The sequence below is a fragment of the Amycolatopsis sp. NPDC051371 genome (assembly GCF_040682155.1).
Taxonomy (GTDB): domain Bacteria; phylum Actinomycetota; class Actinomycetes; order Mycobacteriales; family Pseudonocardiaceae; genus Amycolatopsis.
The window spans coordinates 168,037-191,482 of the sequence record NZ_JBFBAG010000008.1 but is presented as its reverse complement, the minus strand read 5'-3'; the positions used below and the strand labels follow the sequence as shown (position 1 = coordinate 191,482).

Genomic DNA, 23,446 nt, shown 5'->3' with positions numbered 1-23,446 from the left:
GATGTCGACGAACGAGGCGAGCCGTGCTCGGCGATCGGCCCTTCACTGGCTTCTGCCTCACCCACACGGTTTTCACGCTCGTCGGCGCGAGCAAGTTCGCCGTGCTGCCCATCGTCGTGCGGGACCTCCTGCATGGTCCACAGTGGATCGCCAGTCTCCGTCGCGGAGGCGATGTTCGGCCCACCGGCACCGCGACGGCCGCAGCCGCGCCACGCGGCGCCGAAGGCCGGGCCAGCTCGATCTTCCAGCTGCCCTGGGGCCTGCCGGTCGCGCTCGCGCCCGGTTTGCCGGCCGTCCTGCTCAGCGCGAGCAACGCGTTGCCCTGGTCGGTACTGGCCCTGACCTGCGCGGCGGCCGTTCCGACGCTGCTCGTGCTGCGGAAGAAGCTCCCCGAAGCCCTGCGCTAGCCGTCACCAGCAGTCGCCGGGTGAACGCAAGGGGTATGTGCCGGACGTTACACCACAATGGACGGATGCAACCGATCAAGTGAACGTGAGAGTTTCTCCGTCATGCCGCGAGGCCCCCGCCATCTCCTCCTCGAACAGTTCGCGCCGCGCGAACCGCCACCGGAGTCCAGGAGGGGCCATGCAGACCGACGCCGTTCACCAGAGCCAGTTCGTGGTGCTGAACGAGAGCACCACGCCCGTCCTGTCCCGCCTCTCCTACCAAGCCGAGGAGCCGTTCGCGGTCACCGTGGCGTTCCGGACCGAGCGCGGCCGGTGGATCGAATGGACCTTCGCGCGTGACCTCCTCGTGTCCGGTCTCGACGAGCCGGCCGGCCTCGGTGACGTCCGGGTCCGCCCGGACCTGTCCGAGGACGAAGACTTCCTCACCCTCGAAATCGAGTCACCGGACGGCTATGCGTCGTTCGAGCTCGAGGTCGAAGACGTCCGGACGTTCCTCGACGCGTCCTTCGAGCTCGTGCCGCTCGGCGAAGAGAGCGCGCACTTCGACGTCGACGGGCTGATCGAGGAGATCAGCAACGTCTGACCCCTGAACCTCCCATTCCCGCGGCGAGGACGAAGGGCGGGTTTCGAGTGCGCTGGAGGCACTCGAAACCCGCCCTTTCGCTGTCTCCGGGAGAGGTCAGCTGGTCTTCAGCGTGGCACCGGTCGCCGAAAGCGCCGCGCCGATCGGGAAGAAGTACGTCGTCGCGGTGTTGCCGCCGGACAGGATGCCCTGCGCCGAGTTGCCCGCGATGAAGCCGCCGCCCGAGTCACCGGCCGCCGAGCGGACGTTGGTCGCGGTCATGCCGTTGACCGTGCCCTCGGCGTAGCGGACGCTCTGGTTCTTGGCGCCGACGGTGCCGCAGGTCCAGCCGGTGGTCGAGCCGGCCTTGCAGACCGACGTGCCGGTCGCCGCGTTCGAGTAGCCCCGCACCGCGGTGCCGTTGTTCATCGAGGCCAGCGGGGTCCAGCCGCTGCTCGTGTTCACCCGCGCGTAGTCGCTGCCCGGGAACCGGTAGGCGCCCCACGAGCCGAGCGCGGCGCCGTTGGAGCCGGTCAGCCGGCCGCCGCCGGTCAGCGCGGCGCAGTGCCCGGCGGTCAGGAAGCCGGTGGTGGTCGAGAAGCCGACCGAGCAGCGCGACGAGCCACCGATGTAGTAGGCGTCACCACCGCGGATGTTGGCGTGCAGGGTCGGCTTCGAAGCCGTCTCGAGGATCGTCACCGACGACTTGTCCACACCGGACTGCGCGAGGAACGCGTCGGCCGTGCCGCGCTGGCCCTGCAGCACCGTGACCGAGACGCGGTTGGTGGCGGAGTCGACGCCCCAGCCGGTGATCGCGTACGGGGCCGCGTTGTCGCGGGCGTTCAGGGTGTCCACAGTGGAGTCGAGCTGGCGGGCGCTGAACTTCACGACCTCCGCCTCGGCCCCGGACGCCTGGATCTTGCCGACCTCGGCGGCGTTCGTCGTCTGGATGTGCGCCTTGCCCGTGGCGGCGTTGTAGGTGGCGCCGCCGAACGCGTCGCCGAGCGTCGCGCTGACGGCCTCGGTGACCTTGTTCGCGACGTCTTCGCTCTTCAGCCGCGTCAGCACCTGGTCGTGGGTCAGGCCCAGGTCGCGCTGCATGGCGGGCACGATGTCCGGGTTCAGCAGGTCCTGGCCCGACGCGGGGACGGCGACCGCGACGAGCGCACCCGTCGTCATCACCACGGCGGCAGCGGCACCGAAGAGTCTGGCGATCTTCATGCTTCTCCCTAGATGGTTACGCGCGGCTCTGCACCGGCCACGCAGTGGTACTCCCCCGGGTGAGGGTCCCCGCAGTGGGCGTTACGGTGCAATCCGGGCACCCGGCGAATGGGTATACGCATTCACCCCGGACGAATCCCCTGCTCCAAGCGGTCCCGGCCGCGGGTTGTCACCCGGTCGGACAGGTCCTTAAGTAGGGTTTCCGTGAACTACTTTCGGTAGCCGTCACCCCTCCCGGAACGTGTTATGTGCGGCCGGAACGGGGTGATCGCCGCCGTTTCGCACGCGCTGTGACCCAGGACGAGCAAATCCCTCGGCAAACCGGTGACAGCCGGTAGGCGGACGTGTGAGGGCGGTACCGACCACCTATTCGGTTAATGGTTTACGGACGGTTGAGCGCTGCTTAGGCTCCCGCGCACAGCCCCCGGAGTGCGTCGAGGAGGTCCGTATGTGGCTCACGGCTCCCCGTCCCACTTCGGTGTCCATCCGGTCAGGACCCGCCCGGCTGACCGGCCGCGACACCGAGCTCGACGCCATCGTCGACGTACTCCGGCGGCGCCCGGCCGCCGTCCTGATCGAGGGCGAGCCCGGCATGGGCCGGACGCGGCTGCTCGCCGAGATCGGGCGCCGCAAGGAGTTCGACGGCAGCCGCGTGCTCACCGGCGCCTGCCAGCCGCTGCGGGAACCGTTCCCCTACGGACCCGTTCTGGAAGCGCTTCGCGCGGTGGGCGACGCGCCGCTCGGGCCGCTCAGCCCGGTCGCCGGCGTGCTGCGGCCGTTGCTGCCCGAGCTCGCGGAAGCGCTTCCTCCGCGACCCGAGCCCCTCGCCGACCCGGTCGCCGAACGCCACCGCGTCTTCCGCGCGGTGCGGGAGCTCCTGCAGGCGTGCGGGCCGGCGCTCGTGCTGATCGATGACCTCCAGTGGGCCGACGAAGACACCCGCGACCTCATGCGGTTCCTCGCCGGTGCGATGCCGCCGGAGCTGGCCGTCGTCGCCACCTACCGGTCGGCGACCGACATCCGTCCCGGGCCGCTCGGCGCACCCTTCCGGACCGACCCGGCCGTGCACTCCGCCCGCGTCGCGCTGGGCGCACTCGACGTCACGGCGGTGCGCAAGCTCGCGGTCGAAATCCTCGAACTGCCCCGCGTCACCGACGAGTTCGCGGCGAAGCTGCACGAGTGCACGGCCGGGATCCCGTTCGTGGTCGAGGAAACGTTGCGGGCGCTGCGCGAAGCGGCCGAGCGGCTGCCGGTCGGCGAGGTGCTCTCCGACCGGATGCTGGAGAACCTCGAAGTCCCGGTGCTGCTGCGCGAAGCCGTCACCGAACGGCTTTCCACGCTGCCGGGGCCGGCTGTGCGGCTGGCCGGCGCGGCCGCGGTGCTCGGGGTCGGCGCCGAAGCCGCCGTGCTCGGCGAGCTGGCCGGCCTGTCCGACGACGTCCTCCGCACCGCGCTGCTCGCGGCGTTGTCCGGCGGGGTGCTCGGCGAGGTCGGCGACGGCAAGTACGGCTTCCGGCACCCGTTGGCGCGCAAGGCCGTCTACGACACGGTGAGCGGACCCGAACGCGCGTTGCTGCACGCGCAGGCGATCCGCGTGCTCGCCGCGCAGCCGTCCCCGCCGCTCACTCTGCTGGCCCGGCACTCCCGCGCGGCCGGCCGCGTCGACCAGTGGCGCCACTACGCCGAAGCCGCGGCGGACGAGGCCATCACCCGCGGCGAGACGTCCCGCGCGATCGACCTCCTGCAGTCGGTGCTGGCCGAACCCGGTCCGGCGCAATCCGACATCGGGCGCGTCGCCGGCAAGCTGAGCCAGGTCGCGCTGCGGGGGTTCCGCCCCGACGTGATCGGCACGCTGGAGCGCGTCCTCGAAGAGGTGACGCTGCCGCCGTCGGTCCGCGGCTCGATCCGGCTGAGCCTCGGCATGCTGCAGGTCCGGACCATCGGCGGGCTCGGCCGCGGGCGGCTCGAGGTCGAGCGCGCGATCGGCGAGCTGACCGACCGGCCCGACCTCGCCGCACGCGGGATCACGCTGCTCGCCCAGCCGATCGACGGGCTGACGCCGTTGTCCTGGCACGAATCCTGGCGCGCCCGGGCAGGCGAGGTCTACGAGCGGCTCGACGACCCCGAGCTGCGGCTCGCGCTGACCGCCGACCGCATCGCGGCCGCGTCGCACGTCGGCGACCGCTCGGCCTGGCCGGAGTTCGAAGCGCTGTCGGACACCGTCGGAACGGTCGCCGAGCGCGTCCAGCTGGCCCGGCTGTGGTGCAACCTCGCCGACGGCCAGTCGTGGGCGGGTCACCTCGACCGCGCGGAACGGCTGGTGACCGAGGGCGTCCGGCGCGCGACCGACGCGGGCGCGTTGTACGCGATCGGCCTGATCCAGGGCACCCGCGTCCGGCTGGACTGGGTGCGCGGGCGCTGGAGCGGGCTCGCCGAGGCCGCCGAGCAGCTGCGCGACAGCTATCCGGAACTCGGCCCGATCGTCATGGAGTCGTCACTGGTGCTGGGCGGTCTCGCGGCCGTGCGCGGGGAATTCGCCGCGGCGCAGCGGCACCTGACCGCGGCGAGCGTCCACGCGCCGGACCGCGGCCCGATCCCGGTGGTGCTTTCGGCGGCCGGGGTGCTGATCACGGTGCTGCTCGCGACCGACGACGTCGACGGCGCGTGCGCGGTGGCCGACACGGCGGTGGCCGCGGCCGGGCGCAAGGGCGTCTGGATCTGGGCGGCGGCGCTGGTCCCGGCGGCGGCGCAGGCGTACGCGCGGGCCGGGCGCTGGCCGGAGGCCGACAGCGTGGTCGAGGCGTTCGCCCGGGGCATCGAAGACCGGGACGCGCCGGTCGCGACGGCCGCGTTGGTGGCCGGCCGGGCGGTGTTGCTGGAGGCGCGGGGCAAGCACTTGGCCGCCGCGGGGCTGTTCGACGAGGCGGCGTCGGGTTATGCGGCGCTGCCGATGCCGTACCCGGCGACGGCGATGCGCGAGCGGACGGCGATGTGCCGGCTCGCGGCGGGCAACCGCGACGCGGTCGAGGAGCTGACGGCGGCGGCCGAGGCGTACGAACAGCTGGGTGCGACGCGGGATGCGGGACGGTGCCGTCACCAGCTGCGCGAGCACGGGGCTTGGGCGCCTTCGCAACGCGGGCGGCGTGGGTACGGGAGTGAGCTTTCGCCCCGGGAACGCGAAGTGGCGCGGATGCTGGCGGAGGGACGGACGAACCGGGAGATCGCGGACGGGCTGTTCCTCTCGCCGCGGACGGTGGAACAGCACGTGGCGAAGGTGCTCCGAAAGCTCGGCGCGCGTTCACGGACGGACGTGGCCCGCAAGCTCCCGGGCGAAGTCACCACGGCTCCGGCAGGCTGACCAGCGCCCCAATGTGGCCTTCGGTGCGTTCAACGCACCCAAGGGCCCCTTCGGTGCGTTCAACGCAACCAAGGCCACATTGGGGCGCTCGGGGTGAGCGTTGGCGGGGCAGGCGGGAGCGTCCTAACGTGAGCCGGTGACAGAACAGGCCCTTCCCGCGTGGCGCCGGCGGACCTCCGGCGAGACCCGCTGGCCCGCGATGGGCGTCGTCGTCGCCACGCTCGTCCTGCAGGTCGCCCTGCCCGACGACATGGCGTTGCACCCGCGGTGGCTGCTGCCCGGCGTCTCCGTGCTGCTCGTCGTGGCCCTGCTGCTGGTCAACCCCGGCCGCATGTCGCAGTTCAGCGCCGTCGAACGGGTCATCTCGCTGCTGCTCGTCGCGACCGTGACCGGCGTCAACGCCTTCTCCGCCATCTCGCTCGTCTACGGCATCGCGGCCGGCACGATCGGCGACCGCGCCGGGGCCGTGCTCGTCACCGGCGGGATCGTCTACTGGACGAACATCGTGACCTTCTCCCTCTGGTACTGGGAGTTCGACCGCGGCGGCCCCGGCAAGCGGGCTGCAGGCCGGGCGGAGTTCCCCGACCTGCAGTTCCCGCAGATGGCCGACCCGGACCTGGCGCACCAGGACTGGGAACCGTCCTACCTGGACTACCTCTACTTCTCGTTCACCAACGCGGCCGCCTTCAGCCCCACCGACGTCATGCCCCTGCGGATCTGGGCGAAGATGACGATGATGCTGCAGGCCGTCATCTCGCTCGTCCTGGCGGTGATGGTGGTTTCGTGGGCCATCAACAACCTGAAATGACTCAGTGCCGCGAGATCGTGAAGCTCTGGCCGTCCGAGCCGATCGCGCCCGGGATCCAGGTGTTCGTGCCGCGGTCGTCGGCGTTCAGGCCGGACGGACTGGTCGAGGCCAGGTTCGTCCCGTTGAACTTGACGCCGGTGAACTTGATGCCGCCCGAGATCGTCGGGTAGGAGTCGGTCGGCGACTCGATGATCGCCTCCGCCGACGCGTGCTTCGACGTCAGCGACTTCGTGGTCGTCTTGGTCCAGCCCTTGGTCGTGTCGGACAGGTCCAGCCGGTAGGTGTTGGTGGCGGTGCGCGTGACCGTCGCGGTGATGTGGTCGCCCGCGCCGACCGACACGTTGTAGTACACCGGCGCGGCCGGGTACATCTCGTACCAGGCCGAGTACACCGGATGCCCGCTGGAGCAGTCCGTCTCGACGCCGGTCTGTTCCACTGTGGACGATCCGTCGCCGTCGATGCCGACCCACGGCGCGAACAGGTCGTTGCTCGACCGGCAGGTCACCGTCGGCTCGGTCCAGCTCGCCGTGGCCGTGGTGAAGCTGCCGAAGCTGACGTACCCGCCCCAGTTGCCGCCCGAGAACTGGTGGCCATGGAAGTGAGAGCCGTACTCGACCGCGGCGTGCGCCGTGCCCGAGACGGCCAAGCCGGCAGCCGCCGCGGCAACCGCCGTGAGGACGCGGACAGCGCGCGACGAAAGGATTCTGGACATGCGGGGACTCCGTTCACCGATGGGGACCGGGAAAACCGTGTCCCCAAGTGTTGGAGCCACACCAAAAAGAAGGTAGCTACTTTCGAAGGGTCTTCACATTCCGGGAAATACCCACCAATTTGCCGGATTTACACCCGATTGAACGAAAAGACCCGTGAAGGCCTCCGCGGGGGAAGAGGCCTTCACGGGTCCCATGACGCTCACCTACCGCCCGGTCAGGTGAGCGGGGCTCCTACTGCGCGGCCTGCGCGTGCGCGGCGTCCACGAACTTCGTCGTGTACGTCTGCGACAGGTCGATCTTGTCCTTCTTCGGCTTCACGTTGCTGGACGACTCACCCAGCACCTTCAGCACGTTCCGCGCGCCCGCCGGGTCCATCCGGCCGTCCTTCGTGAACATCGGCAGGCTGTCCTTCAGCGACTTCACGTACAGCGCCTTGTCCCCGCCGGCGAACGACGGCGGCATGATGTCGGCGACCTGTTCCGGGGTGTGCGTCGAAATCCACTTCAGGCTTTCGACGTACGCGTTGGCCAGTTTCTGCACGATGTCCGGATACCGCTTCACGATTTCGCAGCCCATGTACAGCGAGCTGGCCGGGTACAAACCGCCCAAAGCGGCTTTCGTGCCTTCGACCGTGCGCATGTCGTAAAGCACCTTCGCCTGGCCGGTGTTCGTCAGCTGCGCGATCGTCGGGTCGGTGGTCATCCCGGCGTCGATCGAACCCTGGTTCATCGCCGAGATGAACGTCTGCCCGGCGCCGACCTTGACCGGCGTGTAGTCCTTCGAGCTGACGCCGCCCCGGGAGGCGAGCGCCTTCGTCAGGAAGTCCGTCGACGACCCCAGCGACGTGATGCCGAGGCTGCGGCCCCTGAAGTCCGCGCCGGAGCGGATCTCCCCGGCCTTGCCGGTGGCGACCATCTCGGCCTCGCCCGGCACGTTCGCGAACTGCACGACGCTCTGGATGCACTGCTCCTTGGCCTGCAGGTCGATCGTGTGGTCGTAGAACCCGACGACCCCCTGCACCTCGCCGGCCAGCAGCGACGTCTCGGCGTTGGCGCCCGACGGCTGGTCGAACAGCTCGACGTCGAGCCCCTGCCGTTTGTAGGCACCGATCTGCTGCGCCAGCTGCCCGGGCAGGTAGATGACCTTCGAGATGCCACCGATCATGATCTTGATGTGCGGCTGGCCGGTGGTGCCGAGGGCGATCTCCCGCGAGTCACGGCAGGCGGTGACCCCGGCCAGGGTGACCGCGAGCGCGGCCACCACGCCGACTGTCCTCTTCAGGCGCATGTCAGACCACTCCGTGCGCGGCGTCGGCGGCGGACGGCGGGCGCCAGCGCAACAGCCGGCCTTCCAGTGAGCTGATCCCCCACTCGGCCAGCAGCGCCACCACGGTGATGATCAGCATCCCGGCGTACACACCCGCGGTGTCGAACGTGCCCTGCGCGTTGGCGATCAGGAAGCCCATACCGGCCTTCGCGCCGGTGTACTCACCGACGACCGCGCCGATCAGCGCGAACCCGAACGCCACGTGCAGCGACGACAGGATCCACGACGTCGCGCTCGGCAGCACGATCGACTTGAGCACCTGGCCGCGCGTCGCACCGAGGATGCGCGCGTTGTCGATCAGGTTCCGGTCGACCTCACGGGCACCGGTGAAGGCGTTGAAGAACACCGCGAAGAACACGAGCACGACGACGGTCGCGACCTTCGACGACAGCCCGAGCCCGAACCAGATCACGAACAGCGCGGCGAGCACGATGCGCGGCAAGGCGTTGGCCGCCTTGATGAACGGCGCCAGCACCTGCGCCAGGTAGGAGCTGCGGCCGAGGATGACGCCGAACACGACACCGGCGATGGCGCCGATGACGAACCCGATCGCGGCCTCCTCGACGGTCACCAGGATCTGGTACCAGATCGAGCCGAAGTCGGTCCCGGCGCCGAACCACTCGACCAGCCGCTCCCAGATCTTCGACGGCTTCGAGTAGAAGAACGGGTCGATCCAGTACGTCGCGGTCAGCTCCCAGCTGCCCAGCCAGACGACGACGATCGCCAGGCGCAGCAGCCAGATGTTGCGCTTGCGCCGGGAAGAAGCCTGCTTGGCGCGGGCCAGGATGTCCTGCTCGGTCTCGAGCACGGGCAAGGGTGCGGACGTGGCCGCCGGCGTCTCAAGCGACATTGCTCGCTCCCTTCTCACGGGCCTTGTCGACCTCGCTGCGCAGTGATTCCCAGATGTCGGCGTACAGCTTGCGGAACTCCTCGGTGAGCCGGAGGTCCTCGACCTTCCGCGGCCGCTCCAGCGGGATCTCGAAGACGTCCTTCACCGTGGCCGGGCTGGACGTCAGCACGACGACCTTGTCCGCCAGCGCGATGGCCTCGTCGAGGTCGTGCGTCACGAAGATCACCGCGGCACCGGACCCCGACCACAGCCGCAGCAGCTCGTCCTGCATCAGCGCGCGCGTCTGGACGTCGAGCGCCGAGAACGGCTCGTCCATCAGCATGATCTTCGGCTTGGTGACGAGGGTCTGCGCCAGCGCGACGCGCTTGCGCATGCCGCCGGAGAGCTGGTGCGGGTAGTACTTCTCGAACCCGGCGAGCCCGACGCGGGCGATCCAGTCGACGGCCTGCGCGCGGGCTTCGGTCTTGGACGCGCCGCGGAAGCGCGGGCCGGAGGCGACGTTCTCCAGCACCGAACGCCACGGCATCACGGCGTCGGTCTGGAACATGTAGCCGACGCCGTCCGGGATGGACTTGACGTCCTCGCCGTTCACCCGCACGCGGCCGGCGGACGGCGGCTGCAGCCCCGAGACCAGCGAGAGCGTCGTCGACTTGCCGCAGCCGGTGGGGCCGACGACGGCGACGAACTCGCCGGGCTGGACGGTCATGGTCAGGTCGCGGACGGCCGTGTGCACGGAACCGGACCCGCTCGGGAACCGTTTGGTGGCTCCGGTGAGTTCGATCAGTGGGGGAACCATGGGGAGGTGACTCCTTCGTCACGTGGTGGGGGTCACGCGTTGGGGAAGGACGTTAAGTACGGGTGGCGGCCGCGTGAAGCTTGTCGACGTTCTCCGCGCGAGCTGTGCGTTCTGAATGTTTTGCTCATTTAGCGCGCGGGCTTGACCTGGGGGTATGTTCCGAGCCATGCCAAAGTGGGCGCTCTTCCCGCGGATGCGGTTCAGCAGGCAGGTGCTGCTGCTGCAGATCGGCGTGGTCGCCCTGGTCGTCGGGCTCGGGGTGGCGCTGGTCAGCGTGCTCCTGTCCCGCACGCTCACCGACCAGTACGGGCGCCGCGCGCTCGCCATCGCGAAGTCCGTCGCCGCGGACCCGGTCGTCGTCGCGAACGCGGCCGCGAAGCTCCCCGCCGGCCCGCTCGAAGAGCGCGTCCTGGCGGTGACCAAGGCCAACGAAGCGCTGTTCGTCGTGATCACCGACGACAAGGGCATCCGGCTGGCCCACCCGACGCTGTCCGAGATCGGCAAGCCGGTCAGCACCCCGGCGGACCGGGCCCTCGCCGGGGAGGACGAGATCAGCGCGGTGCAGAGCGGCACGCTCGGGCTGTCCGTGCGCAGCAAGACCCCGATCTGGCAGGGGCAACGCGTGGTCGGCGAGGTGAGCGTCGGCTTCGAAGTCGGCGACCCGACCGGCGACTTCAACCGCCTCCTCGCGATCACGCTGCTGTTCGCCGGCGGTGCGCTGCTGCTCGGCGCGGGCGCGTCAGCGCTGCTGAACCGGCGGCTGCGGCGCGTCACGCACGGCCTCGAACCGCACGAACTCACCGAGCTGCTCTACGAACGCGAAGCCGTGCTGCACGGGATCGGCGAAGGCGTCCTCGCGGTCGACGAAACGAACCGCGTCTCGGTGCGCAACGACGAAGCCGAACGCCTGCTCGGCACCGAGCTCCCGATCGGCGCGGCGATGGCGGAGCTGGAACTCAGCCCGCGGGTGCACAAGGCCGTCGCCGAAGGACGGCCGGTCGACAACCTCCTGGCCGTGGCCGGAAACCGCGTGCTGGTGATCAACAGCCGGGCCGTGCGGCTGGACGACCGGCCGATCGGCACCGTGCTGACCTTCCGCGACCGCACCGACCTCGACACGCTCACCCGCGAGCTCGACGGCATCCGCGTCCTGTCCGACGGCCTGCGCGCCCAGCGCCACGAGTTCGCGAACCGGCTGCACACGCTCTACGGGCTGCTCCAGCTCGGCCACCACACCGAAGCCGTCGAGTACCTGCAGACGCTGACGGATTCGAGCTCGGCGCGGCCGAGCGAGCTGGGCGACGCCGTCGCCGACCCGTACCTGCAGGCGCTGCTCGTCGCGAAAACCGAGCAGGCACAGGAAAAGGGCCTCACCCTCAAGCTCGCCGACGACACCTGGGTGCCGACGACCGTGACCGACCCGATCGCCGCCAACACCGTGATCGGCAACCTCGTCGACAACGCGCTGCACGCCGCCCGGATGGGCCCGCGGCGGCCGGCGAACGTCGAGATCAGCCTGCTCGCCGAGGGCGGCACGCTCCACCTGTCCGTTGTGGACAGTGGCCCCGGCGTGCCCGAGGACCTGCGGCGAACGTTGTTCGACGAAGGCGTCTCGACGAAGATCGCCCCCGGCCACGGACTCGGCCTGGCGCTGGCCCGGCAGGCCGCGCGCGCCCGCGGCGGCGACGTCTGGCTGGCCGGCCCCGGCGACGGCGAGACGGGTGCCCTGTTCGTCGCGAAACTGCCCGGAATGCTGACGGAGGACGGATGATCCGCACGCTCATCGTCGACGACGACTTCCGCGTCGCCGGGGTGCACGCCGGGTTCGTCGAGGAGGTCGACGGCTTCGCGGTGGTCGGCACCGCCCACACCGCGGCGGAGGCCCGCGCCCGCGTCCGGGAGCTCGCGCCGGACCTGATCCTGCTCGACGTCTACCTGCCCGACGAGTCCGGCCTCGCGGTGCTTCCGGAGCTGCAGACCGACACGATCGTCCTGTCCGCGGCGACCGACAGCGCGTCGGTGGCGGCCGCGATCCGGGCGGGCGCGCTGAACTACCTGATCAAGCCGTTCACCACGCGCCAGCTCGCGGAACGGCTGACGTCGTACGCGCGCTTCCGCGGCCTGCTCGCCGAGGACCGGGCCATGGGCCAGGACGACGTAGATCGCGCGTACCGGGTGCTGCACGACCAGGACCGCACGTCCGCGCCGAAGGGCCAGTCGACGGCGACGTCGCAGCTCGTCTCGGAGCAGCTGCGCCGGGCGGGCCGCCCGTTGTCGGCCGCGGAGGTGGCCGGCGAGCTGGGCATGGCGCGGGCGACGGCGCAGCGGTACCTCACGGCGCTGGCCGAGTCGGGGACGGTCCGGATGCGCCTGCGCTACGGCGCCACCGGGCGCCCAGAGCACGAGTACCGCTGGTCCGGCGCCTGAGTCAGCGGCGGACGGTCGTCGTCTCCGCGCGGTACTGGTACTGCTGCATCATGCTTTCGGCGACGTTCACCCAGGACTGGACCGAGCCGGGCGTCTCGGACGTCGGCGACGGCAGGTCGACGCGCGCCTCGTCTTCCTCGGGCACGGTCTTCTTCGCCTGCGGTTTCGCCTGCGCCTGAACGTGTTTCGGGGCCGGCTTGGCGGGCACCGGCACGAACACGGTCGTCGGGGCCGGCGTGGCCACCGGCGCCTGCGGGGCTTGCGGCTGGGGCGCCGGCGCCTCAGCGATGGCCGGGCGCGAGTCCAGCTGCGCGACGTCGTCCCGGTTCGCGGCGAACAGGCTGCCGGTGGCCATCCCGCCGGCCAGCCAGCCGACCGCGACGAGCAGCACCGCCGCGCCGCTGCCGAGCCACGTGCGGGCGCGGCGCCGGATCACCACGGACTTCGGGCGCAGGTCCTGGTCGCACACCGGCGGCCGGGTGTAGATCGGCTCGGCGACCGCCACGTCGTCGTCGGTGCGGCGGCGTTGCGGCAGGCTCGCCGCGACGATGCCGGTGCGATCCAGCAGCTCCACCGCCGTGCGGTCGCTGGACGGACGGGTCGCACTGCGCTGTGCGGTGCGAAGCATCGGGGACCTCCGGTACGGGGCTCGCGGACCCCACGCATTCTGGACCATTTCGGACGGTCCTGTCAGAAACGCAACTCCATTGAGTGACGCGTCATCTTGGCAGACAACCCGGAAGTCGCAGTCTGAAAGCGATTCAGCTTTCCATCTGTTTGAGCCCCATGCGCGCGAGGATCGCGAGCGGCCGCTGGTAGGCCGAGCCGAGCACGCGCGGGATGGCGTCGATGACGTAGGCGTCCGGTCCGATGAGGATGCGCGCCGACTTCCGCTCGATCCCGCGCAGGATCGTCTGTGCCGCCTTCTCCGGCGTCGTCTTCGCGATCCGCTCGAAGCCCTGCGCGGCCTTCTCCTGGTCGTCGGCGCCACTTCGCGAGTTGCGCACGATGTTGGTCTTGATCCCGCCGGGGTGCACGCAGCTCACCGCGACCGGGTGCCGCGCGATGAGCATTTCTTCGCGCAGCGCTTCGGTGAATCCGCGGACCGCGAACTTCGCCGCGTTGTACGCGCTCTGCGTCGGCACGCCGACGAAGCCGAAGACGCTGGAAATGTTCACGACCTGCCCGTCGCCGGACGCGATCAGGTGCGGCAGGAAGGCCTTCGTGCCGTTGACGACGCCGCCGAGGTTGATGCCCATCAGCCAGTCGTAGTCCTCGAACTTCATCTCTTCGACGGTCGCGCCGAGCGCCACGCCGGCGTTGTTCACGACGACGTTGACGCGGCCGAACTCCTCCGCGACCTCCTCGGCGTGGGCGAGCACGGCGGCGCGGTCGGCGACGTCGAGGACGTACGCGCGGGCGTTGTCGCCGGCCAGCTTCGCCGTCTCCTCCGCGTTCGCGGCGTTCACGTCGGAGAGGGCGACGCGCGCCCCGCGCCGGGCGAACTCGAGCGACAGCGCCCGCCCGATCCCCGAGCCCGCCCCGGTGACCACCACGACCTTGCCCGCGAACTGCTTCATCGGCCCTCCCTCAGGTGTTACCCACGAGTCACGGACATTAGCGGCTGTGAGCTTGCTGTGGGTGTGCTGATCGTGTCGGTGCGGCACCTTAAGGTGAGGGGGACGACAGACCGGGGGCGAGAAGGACGAGGAGGCGATGCGCGTGCGGCGGCCCGCCGTCCTGCTCACCCTCGCCGCGGTGCTGCTGCTCGGAGCGGCCTTCGTGGTCTTCGCGACCCGGCCGCCGCGGTCCGCGAACGCGTCCGCGCCGGACGCCGGGGTCGTCGAAGCGGCGCCGGCGTCGACGCCCGACCTGCCCGCGGCGTCCAGCCCGGCGGTCGGCGCGCTGTTCCTCGACGGTTCGCACTACTGCACCGCCAGCGTCGTCCACAGCGACCAGGGCGACGTGCTGCTGACCGCGGCCCACTGCATCCACGACGGCGAGGGCGGCGACTACCTCGCCGGCGTCACGTTCGCGCCCGCCTACCACGACGGCGTCGCGCCGTTCGGCTACTGGACGGTGTCCGACGAGCTCGTCGCGCCCGGCTGGAGCGGGTCGTCCGACCAGGACCTCGACGTCGGCTTCGCCACCGCGCACCAGGCCGGGGCCACGAAGTCCCTGGAAAGCCTGGTCGGCGCGAACACCCTCGCGACCGGCACCGAGTTCGAGCAGGCCATCACGCTCACCGGCTACCCGGACGACTCCGAAGCCCCGGCCGTCTGCCGGAACACGACGAGCCGGCAGGACACGTTCCAGCTGAAGGTGGACTGCGCGGGCTTCCCGACGGGCACCAGCGGCGGCCCGTGGGTCACCGCGCCGGACCCGAAGACCCGCCTCGGCACGGTCATCGGCGTCATCGGCGGTTTCGAGTACGGCGGCGACGACCCGGACACGTCGTACTCGAGCTACTTCGACACGGACGTCCAGGCGCTGTACCGGCAGACGACCGCCCGCGCCTGAACGGCATGATGCGGGGTATGAGCGACCCCGTCGACGTACCGATCACCGGCGAGCCGATCCGGCTCGGCCAGTTCCTCAAGCTGGCCGGCCTCGCCGAAGACGGCTCCCACGCGAAGGACCTGCTCGACGCGGAGGAGGTCACCGTCAACGGCGAGGTCGAGACCCGCCGCGGCCGCCAGCTGACCGGCGGCGACGTCGTGGCGGTCGGCGAGAACCGCGGCAAGGTCGTGCTGGTGCGCTAACCCACGCTGGTCAGCGGCGGCAGGCCGATCGACGCCGCCAGCGCGTCCAGCTCGCGGCGCACCGGGCCGGACAGCGGCACCCCCAGCGCCCGGCACTGCTCCAGGTGCTGGGCCTCGCGCCAGCCGGGATAGCGGATCGGCGCGCCGCCCTCCCAGCCGAGCATGCTGCCGAAGAGCGCGCTGGCCGCGCGGTAGAAGCCGTCGGCGCTGCGCAGCGTCGTCGGCGCGATCGCCAGCACCAGCAGGCCGGTGTCGTGCTCGTGGTCGGCCACGCCGGAGAGCACCCCGGCGAGGACCTCGACGAGCAGCGTCAGCCCGGCGCCTTCCGAGCCGGAGCGGTCCATGTCGAAGATGAACTCGGGGTACGCGCCGCCGGGTGCGGCCATGCCCAGGGGGTTCATCGGCTGGCCGGGTTCGCCGCCGGCGGCGAGCACCAGCCCGATCATCGCGTGCGGCAGGGCCCGCGCGGCGTGGTGCCCGGCCCGGCCGAACGGCCCGACGCCGCGCAGCGAAACGAGCCCGACGCCGAAGCGGCCGGCCCGCGTCACCGCCCGGTCCATCGCGTCGCCGACCGCCCAGAGCCCCGGCGCGCGGCGGTAGTCGAGCAGCGCGGCGGCCCCGCGGTCGGCGATCATCAGCGGCTCGGCGTGCGGCACGACGTGCCCGGTCTTCAGCATCGGCAGGTGGACGCGGGTCAGGTCGGCGACGCCGGTCTCCGGCGAACCGGTCAGGTCGCCGTGGCAGAGCGCTTCCGCCGCGATGCGGGCGCGTGGTTCGGGGAAGCCGTGGGCGGCGAAGACGTGTGCCACGAGGGTGACCAGCTCGTCGGCCCGCACGCGCGGCCAGGCCTGTTCCGGGATGGGGGACGCGGGGGTTTCTTCTTCGAGGATGCCGGGTTCGGGGCGGGCGGAACGGAAGGGACGCGGTCTGAGAGGCACTTCCCCGACACTGCCCAAGGGCGGGTCCGCCCGTCAACGAGGTTCGCAGGGCCCTACCCGACCGTGTGATCGAAGCGTCCGCGGAGTCGTACCCTGGGCGGCATGTGCCGAAACATCACCACCCTCAGAGGGCTTCAGCCGTCCGCGACGGGCGAGGAGATCGAGGCCGCGGCCCGCCAGTACGTGCGCAAGGTGACCGGCGTGCAGTCGTTGTCGGACGCCACGCGGGAGCCGTTCGAAGCGGCGGTCGCCGAGATCACCGAGATCACCGCGCGGCTGCTGGAGCAGCTGCCCGAACGCCGTCAGCCGCCGGCGACCGTCCCGCCGCTGCGCCGCCCCGAGGTGCAGGCGCGGATCGCGGCTCAGGCGTTGAAGCGCGCCTGAAATTGTCGGACCCCGCCGATAGGCTGGCCGCATGGGCGGACAGGGTTTGGTGCTGGGCGGCGGCGGGGTCGCCGGAGTGGCGTGGACGACGGGGTTGCTGACCGGGCTGGCCGAGCACGGCCAGGATCTGACGGGCGCGGACCTGCTCGTCGGGACATCGGCGGGGTCGGTGGTCGCCGCGCAGGTGACCAGCGGGCGACCGCTGGCGGAGCTGTTCGCGCGCCAGGCGGACCCGGCGCGTCAGACGCCGGAGATCCCGGCGGAAATCGACTTCGAGAAGTTCGCGGCCGACTTCGGCGGCGCGGTCACGGGCTCGACGTCGCCGGCCGAGGTCCGGCGCGCGGTGGGCAAGCTCGCGCTGGCGGCCGAGACGGTGCCCGAAGGGGAGCGCCGCGCGGTGATCGAGGCCCGGCTGCCGGTGCACGACTGGCCGGAGCAGCGCCTGGTGATCGTGGCGGTCGACGCCGAGACCGGCGAGCCGCGCCGCTTCGACCGCGAGTCCGGGGTGTCCCTGGTCGACGCGGTGGCGGCGAGCTGCGCGGTCCCGGGTATCTGGCCGGCGGTGACGATCGACGGCCGGAGGTACGTCGACGGCGGCGTCCGCTCGGCCGAGAACGCGGACTACGCGACGGGCTGCACCCGCGTCACGGTCGTGGCTCCGCTGGGGGTGGATTCCCCGCTGCCGATGGAGAAACCACTGCTCGCGGTGCTGGACGACCTGCGCGCGGCGGGTGCGGAAGTCACGCTGATCACCCCGGACGAGGCGTCGGTCGCGGCGGCCGGCGAGAACCCGCTGGACCCGGCGACCCGGACACCGGCGGCGGAGGCCGGCCGCGCGCAGGGTGCGGCGTTGAAACTCAGCTGGACGTAGGTGCCGGGCCGGGTCCAGGGTGGCCCGGAGCCCGTCGGCTACCCTCGTGGGGCGAGGTAGCGTGTCCGAGCGGCCGAAGGAACATGTCTTGAAAACATGCGAGGGGGCAACCTCTCCGTGGGTTCGAATCCCACCGCTACCGCTCCGGGCCCCGGGCGCGCGGTAGCCGCGCCCGGGCTCAGCCCTCCACTTCCGACAGGTGGCCCAGCACCCGGTCGAACGCCGCGGCGATCGTCGCCTGCTCCTCGGGGCTCAGCAGGTCGATCAGGTGCTCGCGCACCCCTTCCACGTGCGTCGGCGCCGCCTTCTCCAGCAGCGCCTTGCCTTCCTCCGCCAGTTCCGTGATGACGCCGCGCTTGTCCTCCGGGTCACGGACGCGCCGGACCATGCCCGCGTCCTCGAGCCGGCCGACCTGGTGGGACAGCCGGCTCTTCGTGGACCCCATCAGCACCGCCAGCTCCGACATCCGCATCCGGTGGCCGGCCTGCATCTCCAGGCAGACGAGCACTTCGTAGTCGGTCAGCGACACGTCGTGCCGGTCGGCCAGCTCGCGGTGCAGCAGCTGCCGCAGCTTCAGGGTCGCGACGATGTAGGAGCGCCACGCCGCCATCTCGGCTTCGTTCAACCAACGCACAGGCCGCTCCTCGGTCATAAGGCAGCCTAGAACGCTGATCAAGGGACCGCGCGGTCCGAGTCCGAACTGCGTGCGGGTAAAAATGCCGTCGCAACATCACCCGGAGGTGGGGTTACGAAAAGGTTGAGACTCGGCCGAAAAAGGCGCATTCTGCTTGTCGGCGGATGGTCGGCCAGGGTATGCGGCTCGGCGACGGTGACGTGCCGGCCCGGCTCCCCGCCAGGAGAGGTCAGGTGGTTGCGTGACGGGTGATCCTCGCGGTTGACCGCCGGCTGTGTCCCCGCGACCGGAACGGCTCAAGAACGGGCCGGGCGCGATTGCGAACAGCCACACGCGCGGGCTTCCATGCGTTCACGCATACGGCGTCGATCCGGCCTGTATCGGGTCACGACCTCGGCAGTCGTGACGACAGCGCCTGAACGCCGGCCCGGTCGCGGCCAACCGCCGACCAAAGACACAACCTCGGTACAGAGCCCGGGTGCAGCCGCCAGCGCGACGGCCGCGCCCGGGCTCGTTACCATTTGCCGGTGAGATTCGACGACGACGCCGGCTTGGACGCCTCCGAGGTCCAGGACCTGCGCGGTAGCGGTGGAGGCGGCGGCGGGATCGGCGGCCGCGTTGCGCTCGGCGGCGGCGGGCTGGGCGTCGTCGGGGTGATCATCTACTTCGTGCTCTCCCAGCTCGGCGGGGTGAGCACCGGCGGCAGCGGTCTGAGCGGCGGCCTCGGCGGGGTCGGCTCCGGCCAGGCGGTCGACAACTCGAAGCTGTCCAGCGAGTGCAGGACCGGCGCCGACGCCAACAAGAACCACGACTGCGCCATCGTCGCGGTCGTCAACTCCGTCCAGGACTACTGGACGCAGCAGTTCTCGCGCTCCGGCTCGACCTACCGGAAGGCGCCGACCAACTTCTTCAACGGCGGCGTCCGCACCGGTTGCGGCAGCGCGACCTCCGACACCGGGCCGTTCTACTGCCCGGCCGACTCCGAGGTCTACATCGACCTCTCCTTCTTCGACGAGCTGAAGACCCGCTTCGGCGCGCAGGGCGGTCTCTTCACCGAGGCTTACGTGCTCGCCCACGAGTACGGGCACCACGTGCAGAACCTGCTCGGCACGTCCAAGAAGGGCACCGGCACCGGCCCGACGTCCGGTTCGGTGCGCCTGGAACTGCAGGCCGACTGCTACGCCGGCGTCTGGGCCAACCACGCCTCGACGACGCCGACCGAGAGCGGTAAGCCGCTGATCACCGACGTCACGCAGGACGACATCGCCTCCGCGCTGGACACCGCGTCCCGCATCGGCGACGACTACATCCAGCAGAACCTCGGCGGCGGCCAGGTCGACCGCTCGAAGTTCACCCACGGCACGTCCGCGCAGCGCAAGAAGTGGTTCACCACCGGCTTCCAGACCGGCGACCCGGCCCGCTGCGACACCTTCGGCGCCGGCAATTTAGGCTAGGCCTAAGCACTGAAGGGCACCTTCGTCCCTCCACACGCGTTGAAGGGGCCTTTCCTCGCACCTGATGCGAGGAAAGGCCCCTTCAGCTCGGTCAGGCGGTCAGCGCGTGCGGGTCACCGGCGACGGCGCGAGCGGAGAAGTTCCGCTGCGCACCGCGGTCGGCGGCCTTCTGCTTGGCCGTCTTGCTCTTGCCCGGCTGCACGCCGTTGACGCTCTCGGTGCTCGTCGCGTAGACGCCGAGGGCCCAGGCGACGCCGTCCGCGTTGCGGTCGAGCGCGACGCGGTCGATGTTGCCCAGGTTGTCGCAGGCCTGGTGGTAGCACGGGTCGAACGCGATGCCGGCCGTGCCGCCCCACTTCGCCGCCTGCGCCGGGGTCTTCAGCACCTCGGCGCCGGTGTCCAGGCCGCCGGCCGGGATGCCGACGGCGATGAACTCGCCGTAGTCCGAGCGGCCGGTGAAGTCGGTGCCCTCGAGGGACACGCCTCGCGCGGCCTGCAGGTAGTCGACGAAGGTCTTCTCGATCTGCGCCGAGCCGTACGGGCCGGGGCCCGCGCCGACGGCGTCGGAGTCGTCACCGTCGTAGGCGAAGTACCCGGCGTTCGGCGAGCCGATCATGTCGAAGTTCAGGTACAGCGCGATGTCCAGCTGCTGCTCGAAGCTCAGCTGGTCGACGTAATAGGTCGAGCCGACCAGGCCGAACTCCTCCGCGCTCCAGAAGCCGAAGCGGACACCGTTGTTGACCTTCGGGCTGCTCCCCAGCTGCAGCGCCGTCTCGAGCAGGGTCGCCGAGCCGGTGCCGTTGTCGTTGATGCCCGGGCCGGCCGGGACGCTGTCGAGGTGCGACCCCAGCATCACGACGTTGTCCTTGCGCCCGGTCTTGGTCTCGGCGATGACGTTGTAGCTGGTCCGCGCCTCCTGGAAGGCGCGCAGCTCCAGCGTCACCGGCTGCCCGGCGAGGGTGGCCAGCTGCGCCCCGTTCGCCGCCGTCACGCCGCCGGTCGGGATCTTCGCGACGGCCGGGTCCCCCAGGGTCCCGTTCAGGTCGCCGTCGGTGTTGTTGTAGACGATGGCGCCGATCGCGCCCGCCGCCGCGGCGGTCTCCTGCTTCTGCGCGAACGAGCAGCCGCCGCGCTTGATCAGCGCGATCTTGCCGGCGACGTCGGCGGTGTAGTCGGTGGCCTCGCAGCCGCTGGTGTCGTCGACCGCGACGACGGCGAGCGGCGCGGTGATGCCGCCGACGGGCGTCGAGACGGTGTATTCCATCGCGATGACCGGGACGTTCTGGCCGCCCGCGGTCAGCTTCTCGGCCAGGGTTTCCGAGTAGGTGAACGGGAACTCCTGGCGGGTCACCTGGAAGCCGGCCGCCTCGAGCTTGGTCGCGATGTACTCGGCGGACTTCTTGTGGCCGTCGGTGCTCGCCGCCCGCGTGCCGCCGTTGGTGTCGGCGATGCGCTGCAAGGCGATCAGGTGCCGGTTGACGCCGTTGACGTCGACCTTCTTGACGAGCTGCTTCGCCAAGGCGGGACCGTCGGGGACCGTGTTCGCGGCGGCGGCCGGGGTCAGGCCGAGCACCAGCGTCGCGCCGGCGGCCAGGGCCATCGGCGGGAGGAATCTCTTTCTGAAGAGTGACATGGTTGCTCACCTTTGTTCCGAATGAGTAGTACGTCAATGCGTCATTCGGCGGGAACTTCGGTCGCCGGTATACAGTCGACACATGTACGCGATCACCATCCGTGAGCCAGGTGACCCGGACGTTCTCGAGTGGGCGGAGGTCGCGGATCCGCGTCCCGGCCCGGGCGAGGTGCTGCTGGACGTCGCGGCGAGCGCGGTGAACCGGGCGGACCTCCTGCAGCGCCAGGGCCACTACCCGCCGCCGCCCGGCGCCAGCGAAACGATCGGCCTGGAGTGCTCGGGCACGATCGCCGAACTCGGCGAGGGCGTCGAAGGCTGGAACGTCGGCGACGAGGTCTGCGCGCTGCTCTCGGGCGGCGGCTACGCGGAGAAGGCCGTCGTCCCGGCCGGGCAGCTGCTGCCCGTGCCGGCCGAGATCGACCTGATCACCGCGGCCGGGCTGCCCGAGGTGGCCTGCACGGTGTGGGCGAACGTCGTGATGCACGCCCGCCTCGCCGAGGACGAGGTGCTGCTGGTCCACGGCGGCGCCGGCGGCATCGGCACGCACGCGATCCAGGTCGGCAAGGCACTCGGCGCGATCGTCGTGGTGACCGCGGGTTCGGAAGACCGGCTCGACCGTTGTCGCCAGCTCGGCGCCGACCTCGCGATCAACTACAAGGAAAAGGACTTCGTCGAGGTCGTCAAGAAGGAGACCGGCGGCGCGGACGTCATCCTCGACAACATGGGCGCGTCCTACCTCGGCCGCAACGTCGACGCGCTGCGGCCGGACGGCCGGCTGGTGATCATCGGCATGCAGGGCGGTGTGAAGGGCGAGCTGAACGTCGGCGCACTGCTCGGCAAGCGGGCTTCGGTGTTCGCGGCGGGCCTGCGCTTCCGGCCGCTGGAGCAGAAGGCGGCGATCGTCGCCGACGTCCGGGAACGCCTGTGGCCGCTGGTTTCCGACGGTCTCGTGAAGCCGATCGTCGGCCAGGTCGTGCCGATGGCCGAGGCCTCGTCCGCGCACCGCGCCATGGAAGAGGGCAGCGTGTTCGGCAAGATCCTGCTGGCGGCGAAGTCCTAGCGGAGTTCTTCCAGCACGCGCACGAGTTGGTTGATCTCGAAGACGTTGGAGTAGTGGGCGAGCCCGATCCGCACGGCGCCACCCACTTCTCCGACGCCGAGTGACGCGAAGACGCCGGCTGCCCCGTCGTCGGCGAAGGCGCACAACCCCTGCGAAGCCAGGTATTCGGCGACCTCGGGCGATTTCTTGCCGGCGACGGCGAAGGCGAGCGCGGGGATGCGGCGCATCGCGTTGCCGATGACCATGATGTGCCGCAGCGACAGCAGTTCCGTCGACAGCTGGGCGAGCAGGCCGGCGTGGTACGACTTCGCCGAGCCGAGCGAGGTGACCAGGCGCTCGCGGCGCGATCCGGACGCGGCGTCGTCGAGGCCCGCGAGGTAGTCGATCGACGCGATCAGGCCGGCCAGCAGCGGGTAGGCGTGCGGGCCGAGTTCGAGCCGGGCCGCGCCGCGCGCTCCCGGGTCGAGCGAGACCGACGCGATCCGCTCGATCAGCTCGGGGTCGCGGAAGACGAGCGCCCCCACCGAAGGGCCGCCCCAAGCCTGGGCGGACACGACCATGACGTCGGCGCCGAGCGCGTTGATGTCCAGCGGCAGGAACGGCGCGGCGTAAGTGGCATCGACGACGACGAGCGCGCCGACCCGCTTGGCGAACTCGATGATCGTCGGGACGTCCGGCCGGGTGCCGACGGAACCGGACGCAAGCGTGACGGCGACGGCTTTCGTGCGCGCCGACACGAGCTGCTCGTACTGCCACGCGGGCAGTTCGCAGGTCTCGATGTCGATCTCGCCCCACCGCACGACAGCGCCGACGCGCTTCGCGGCGCGCTGCCACGGCGCGAGGTTGGCTTGTTCGTCGAGCCGGGAGACGACGACTTCGTCACCGATGGTCCAGCGCTCGGCGAGCGCGTCGCAGAGGCGGCGCAGCATCACCGGCGAGCTCGGCCCGAGCACGACGGCGGCCGGGTCGGCCCCGACCAGGTCGGCCACGGCCCGGCGGGCCGCGGTCACGATGCTTTCCGCGCGCTGTGAGGCCGGAAACGCTCCACCCGGCCCGGACACCGGGGCGCGCATCGCCGTCGAAACGGCCGAAGCGACCTGTTCCGGGACCAGCATTCCGGCGGCGCCGTCGAAGTGAATCCAGCCGTCACCCAGCGCGGGAAAGAGCCCACGAATACGAGCGACGTCGAACGCCATGGGGACACCGTACGGACGTGCGGTTTCGCCGTGCGTCCGGGGTTGG

At 70.9% G+C, this 23,446-nt stretch carries 23 protein-coding genes and 1 tRNA gene; 13 read left to right on the top strand and 11 right to left on the bottom strand.

The window, feature by feature from the left end:
- The first annotated feature begins 23 nt into the window (after positions 1-23).
- Together AB0M59_RS13280 and AB0M59_RS13275 are read left to right on the top strand one after the other, a co-directional pair.
- A complete protein-coding gene (locus AB0M59_RS13280) occupies positions 24-407 on the top strand; it encodes a hypothetical protein (RefSeq protein ID WP_364613429.1) in 384 nt (127 codons plus the stop codon).
- 178 nt (positions 408-585) lie between these two features.
- On the top strand, positions 586-990 hold the full coding sequence (locus AB0M59_RS13275) for an SsgA family sporulation/cell division regulator (protein ID WP_364613426.1): 405 nt from the start codon (positions 586-588) through the stop codon (positions 988-990).
- 96 nt (positions 991-1,086) lie between these two features.
- Here the strand turns inward: AB0M59_RS13275 and AB0M59_RS13270 are convergent, their stop codons facing one another.
- A complete protein-coding gene (locus AB0M59_RS13270; RefSeq protein WP_364613423.1) occupies positions 1,087-2,190 on the bottom strand; it encodes a S1 family peptidase in 1,104 nt (367 codons plus the stop codon).
- A gap of 448 nt (positions 2,191-2,638) precedes the next feature.
- Here AB0M59_RS13270 and AB0M59_RS13265 point away from each other — a divergent pair, with 448 nt between their 5' ends.
- Both AB0M59_RS13265 and AB0M59_RS13260 read left to right on the top strand, forming a co-directional pair.
- Positions 2,639-5,548, top strand: coding sequence for an AAA family ATPase (locus AB0M59_RS13265; protein WP_364613420.1), 2,910 nt, complete (start codon positions 2,639-2,641; stop codon positions 5,546-5,548).
- 199 nt (positions 5,549-5,747) lie between these two features.
- Positions 5,748-6,356 carry a hypothetical protein gene (locus AB0M59_RS13260; protein ID WP_364613581.1) on the top strand — a complete coding sequence of 203 codons (609 nt, stop codon included), beginning with the start codon at positions 5,748-5,750 and terminating at the stop codon, positions 6,354-6,356.
- 1 nt (position 6,357) lies between these two features.
- Here AB0M59_RS13260 and AB0M59_RS13255 read toward each other — a convergent pair whose 3' ends face one another.
- The 4 genes from AB0M59_RS13255 to AB0M59_RS13240 form a co-directional block, all read right to left on the bottom strand.
- On the bottom strand, positions 6,358-7,068 hold the full coding sequence (locus AB0M59_RS13255) for a G1 family glutamic endopeptidase (RefSeq protein WP_364613418.1): 711 nt from the start codon (positions 7,066-7,068) through the stop codon (positions 6,358-6,360).
- 232 nt (positions 7,069-7,300) lie between these two features.
- The gene (locus tag AB0M59_RS13250) at positions 7,301-8,356 is read right to left on the bottom strand and encodes an ABC transporter substrate-binding protein (protein ID WP_364613415.1); all 1,056 of its coding nucleotides are present in this window, start codon (positions 8,354-8,356) and stop codon (positions 7,301-7,303) included.
- Position 8,357: 1 nt separating this feature from the next.
- Positions 8,358-9,245 carry an ABC transporter permease gene (locus tag AB0M59_RS13245; RefSeq protein ID WP_155548529.1) on the bottom strand — a complete coding sequence of 296 codons (888 nt, stop codon included), beginning with the start codon at positions 9,243-9,245 and terminating at the stop codon, positions 8,358-8,360.
- The gene (locus tag AB0M59_RS13240; RefSeq protein WP_364613412.1) at positions 9,235-10,041 is read right to left on the bottom strand and encodes an ABC transporter ATP-binding protein; all 807 of its coding nucleotides are present in this window, start codon (positions 10,039-10,041) and stop codon (positions 9,235-9,237) included. Before AB0M59_RS13240 ends, AB0M59_RS13245 begins: the two co-directional genes overlap by 11 nt.
- Positions 10,042-10,234: 193 nt before the next feature.
- On the opposite strand from AB0M59_RS13240, the gene AB0M59_RS13235 reads away from it, so the two are divergent.
- Complete coding sequence (locus tag AB0M59_RS13235) at positions 10,235-11,812, top strand: sensor histidine kinase (RefSeq protein WP_364613578.1); 1,578 nt, start codon at positions 10,235-10,237, stop codon at positions 11,810-11,812.
- The gene (locus AB0M59_RS13230; RefSeq protein WP_364613409.1) at positions 11,809-12,468 is read left to right on the top strand and encodes a response regulator; all 660 of its coding nucleotides are present in this window, start codon (positions 11,809-11,811) and stop codon (positions 12,466-12,468) included. The genes AB0M59_RS13235 and AB0M59_RS13230 overlap by 4 nt, the downstream gene beginning before the upstream one ends.
- 1 nt (position 12,469) lies before the next feature.
- On the opposite strand, the gene AB0M59_RS13225 is transcribed toward AB0M59_RS13230, so the two are convergent.
- Complete coding sequence (locus AB0M59_RS13225; RefSeq protein ID WP_364613406.1) at positions 12,470-13,096, bottom strand: hypothetical protein; 627 nt, start codon at positions 13,094-13,096, stop codon at positions 12,470-12,472.
- A 133-nt stretch (positions 13,097-13,229) separates the two neighbouring features.
- On the bottom strand, positions 13,230-14,048 hold the full coding sequence (locus AB0M59_RS13220; RefSeq protein ID WP_364613403.1) for an SDR family NAD(P)-dependent oxidoreductase: 819 nt from the start codon (positions 14,046-14,048) through the stop codon (positions 13,230-13,232).
- A 136-nt stretch (positions 14,049-14,184) separates the two neighbouring features.
- Here AB0M59_RS13220 and AB0M59_RS13215 point away from each other — a divergent pair, with 136 nt between their 5' ends.
- A complete protein-coding gene (locus AB0M59_RS13215) occupies positions 14,185-14,988 on the top strand; it encodes a trypsin-like peptidase domain-containing protein (RefSeq protein WP_364613400.1) in 804 nt (267 codons plus the stop codon).
- A gap of 17 nt (positions 14,989-15,005) precedes the next feature.
- Positions 15,006-15,230, top strand: coding sequence for an RNA-binding S4 domain-containing protein (locus AB0M59_RS13210; RefSeq protein WP_364613397.1), 225 nt, complete (start codon positions 15,006-15,008; stop codon positions 15,228-15,230).
- Here AB0M59_RS13210 and AB0M59_RS13205 read toward each other — a convergent pair.
- Positions 15,227-16,168, bottom strand: a complete 942-nt coding sequence (locus AB0M59_RS13205; protein ID WP_364613394.1) for an Ldh family oxidoreductase — start codon at positions 16,166-16,168, stop codon at positions 15,227-15,229. The genes AB0M59_RS13210 and AB0M59_RS13205 overlap by 4 nt on opposite strands.
- Positions 16,169-16,270: 102 nt before the next feature.
- Between AB0M59_RS13205 and AB0M59_RS13200 the strand changes: the two genes are divergently transcribed.
- From AB0M59_RS13200 to AB0M59_RS13190, 3 genes are all read left to right on the top strand, one after another.
- Entirely contained in the window at positions 16,271-16,552 is a 282-nt protein-coding gene (locus tag AB0M59_RS13200) for a DUF2277 domain-containing protein (RefSeq protein ID WP_364613391.1), read from the top strand.
- A gap of 31 nt (positions 16,553-16,583) precedes the next feature.
- A complete protein-coding gene (locus AB0M59_RS13195) occupies positions 16,584-17,423 on the top strand; it encodes a patatin-like phospholipase family protein (RefSeq protein WP_364613388.1) in 840 nt (279 codons plus the stop codon).
- A 55-nt stretch (positions 17,424-17,478) separates the two neighbouring features.
- Positions 17,479-17,565 (top strand) — tRNA-Ser (locus AB0M59_RS13190).
- Positions 17,566-17,601: 36 nt separating this feature from the next.
- Here the strand turns inward: AB0M59_RS13190 and AB0M59_RS13185 are convergent.
- Positions 17,602-18,075, bottom strand: coding sequence for a MarR family transcriptional regulator (locus AB0M59_RS13185; RefSeq protein ID WP_364613385.1), 474 nt, complete (start codon positions 18,073-18,075; stop codon positions 17,602-17,604).
- Between the two features lie 509 nt (positions 18,076-18,584).
- Here AB0M59_RS13185 and AB0M59_RS13180 point away from each other — a divergent pair.
- Complete coding sequence (locus AB0M59_RS13180; RefSeq protein ID WP_364613382.1) at positions 18,585-19,511, top strand: neutral zinc metallopeptidase; 927 nt, start codon at positions 18,585-18,587, stop codon at positions 19,509-19,511.
- A gap of 91 nt (positions 19,512-19,602) precedes the next feature.
- Here AB0M59_RS13180 and AB0M59_RS13175 read toward each other — a convergent pair whose 3' ends face one another.
- Positions 19,603-21,144, bottom strand: a complete 1,542-nt coding sequence (locus AB0M59_RS13175; RefSeq protein WP_364613379.1) for a M28 family metallopeptidase — start codon at positions 21,142-21,144, stop codon at positions 19,603-19,605.
- An 82-nt stretch (positions 21,145-21,226) separates the two neighbouring features.
- On the opposite strand from AB0M59_RS13175, the gene AB0M59_RS13170 reads away from it, so the two are divergent.
- Complete coding sequence (locus AB0M59_RS13170) at positions 21,227-22,204, top strand: NAD(P)H-quinone oxidoreductase (RefSeq protein ID WP_364613376.1); 978 nt, start codon at positions 21,227-21,229, stop codon at positions 22,202-22,204.
- Here the strand turns inward: AB0M59_RS13170 and AB0M59_RS13165 are convergent.
- Entirely contained in the window at positions 22,201-23,400 is a 1,200-nt protein-coding gene (locus AB0M59_RS13165; protein WP_364613373.1) for a cysteine desulfurase-like protein, read from the bottom strand. The two genes, AB0M59_RS13170 and AB0M59_RS13165, sit on opposite strands and share 4 nt — an antisense overlap.
- Positions 23,401-23,446: the final 46 nt, after the last annotated feature.

Coding starts and splice junctions, on each gene's coding strand:
- AB0M59_RS13235 (WP_364613578.1), top strand. CDS start 10,235: ATGCGGTTCAGCAGGCAGGTGCTGCTGCTGCAGATCGGCGTGGTCGCC.
- AB0M59_RS13270 (WP_364613423.1), bottom strand. CDS start 2,190: ATGAAGATCGCCAGACTCTTCGGTGCCGCTGCCGCCGTGGTGATGACG.
- AB0M59_RS13255 (WP_364613418.1), bottom strand. CDS start 7,068: ATGTCCAGAATCCTTTCGTCGCGCGCTGTCCGCGTCCTCACGGCGGTT.
- AB0M59_RS13175 (WP_364613379.1), bottom strand. CDS start 21,144: ATGTCACTCTTCAGAAAGAGATTCCTCCCGCCGATGGCCCTGGCCGCC.
- AB0M59_RS13225 (WP_364613406.1), bottom strand. CDS start 13,096: ATGCTTCGCACCGCACAGCGCAGTGCGACCCGTCCGTCCAGCGACCGC.
- AB0M59_RS13210 (WP_364613397.1), top strand. CDS start 15,006: ATGAGCGACCCCGTCGACGTACCGATCACCGGCGAGCCGATCCGGCTC.
- AB0M59_RS13170 (WP_364613376.1), top strand. CDS start 21,227: ATGTACGCGATCACCATCCGTGAGCCAGGTGACCCGGACGTTCTCGAG.
- AB0M59_RS13265 (WP_364613420.1), top strand. CDS start 2,639: ATGTGGCTCACGGCTCCCCGTCCCACTTCGGTGTCCATCCGGTCAGGA.
- AB0M59_RS13260 (WP_364613581.1), top strand. CDS start 5,748: ATGGGCGTCGTCGTCGCCACGCTCGTCCTGCAGGTCGCCCTGCCCGAC.
- AB0M59_RS13230 (WP_364613409.1), top strand. CDS start 11,809: ATGATCCGCACGCTCATCGTCGACGACGACTTCCGCGTCGCCGGGGTG.
- AB0M59_RS13245 (WP_155548529.1), bottom strand. CDS start 9,245: ATGTCGCTTGAGACGCCGGCGGCCACGTCCGCACCCTTGCCCGTGCTC.
- AB0M59_RS13195 (WP_364613388.1), top strand. CDS start 16,584: ATGGGCGGACAGGGTTTGGTGCTGGGCGGCGGCGGGGTCGCCGGAGTG.
- AB0M59_RS13240 (WP_364613412.1), bottom strand. CDS start 10,041: ATGGTTCCCCCACTGATCGAACTCACCGGAGCCACCAAACGGTTCCCG.
- AB0M59_RS13275 (WP_364613426.1), top strand. CDS start 586: ATGCAGACCGACGCCGTTCACCAGAGCCAGTTCGTGGTGCTGAACGAG.
- AB0M59_RS13220 (WP_364613403.1), bottom strand. CDS start 14,048: ATGAAGCAGTTCGCGGGCAAGGTCGTGGTGGTCACCGGGGCGGGCTCG.
- AB0M59_RS13165 (WP_364613373.1), bottom strand. CDS start 23,400: ATGGCGTTCGACGTCGCTCGTATTCGTGGGCTCTTTCCCGCGCTGGGT.
- AB0M59_RS13185 (WP_364613385.1), bottom strand. CDS start 18,075: ATGACCGAGGAGCGGCCTGTGCGTTGGTTGAACGAAGCCGAGATGGCG.
- AB0M59_RS13200 (WP_364613391.1), top strand. CDS start 16,271: ATGTGCCGAAACATCACCACCCTCAGAGGGCTTCAGCCGTCCGCGACG.
- AB0M59_RS13215 (WP_364613400.1), top strand. CDS start 14,185: ATGCGCGTGCGGCGGCCCGCCGTCCTGCTCACCCTCGCCGCGGTGCTG.
- AB0M59_RS13250 (WP_364613415.1), bottom strand. CDS start 8,356: ATGCGCCTGAAGAGGACAGTCGGCGTGGTGGCCGCGCTCGCGGTCACC.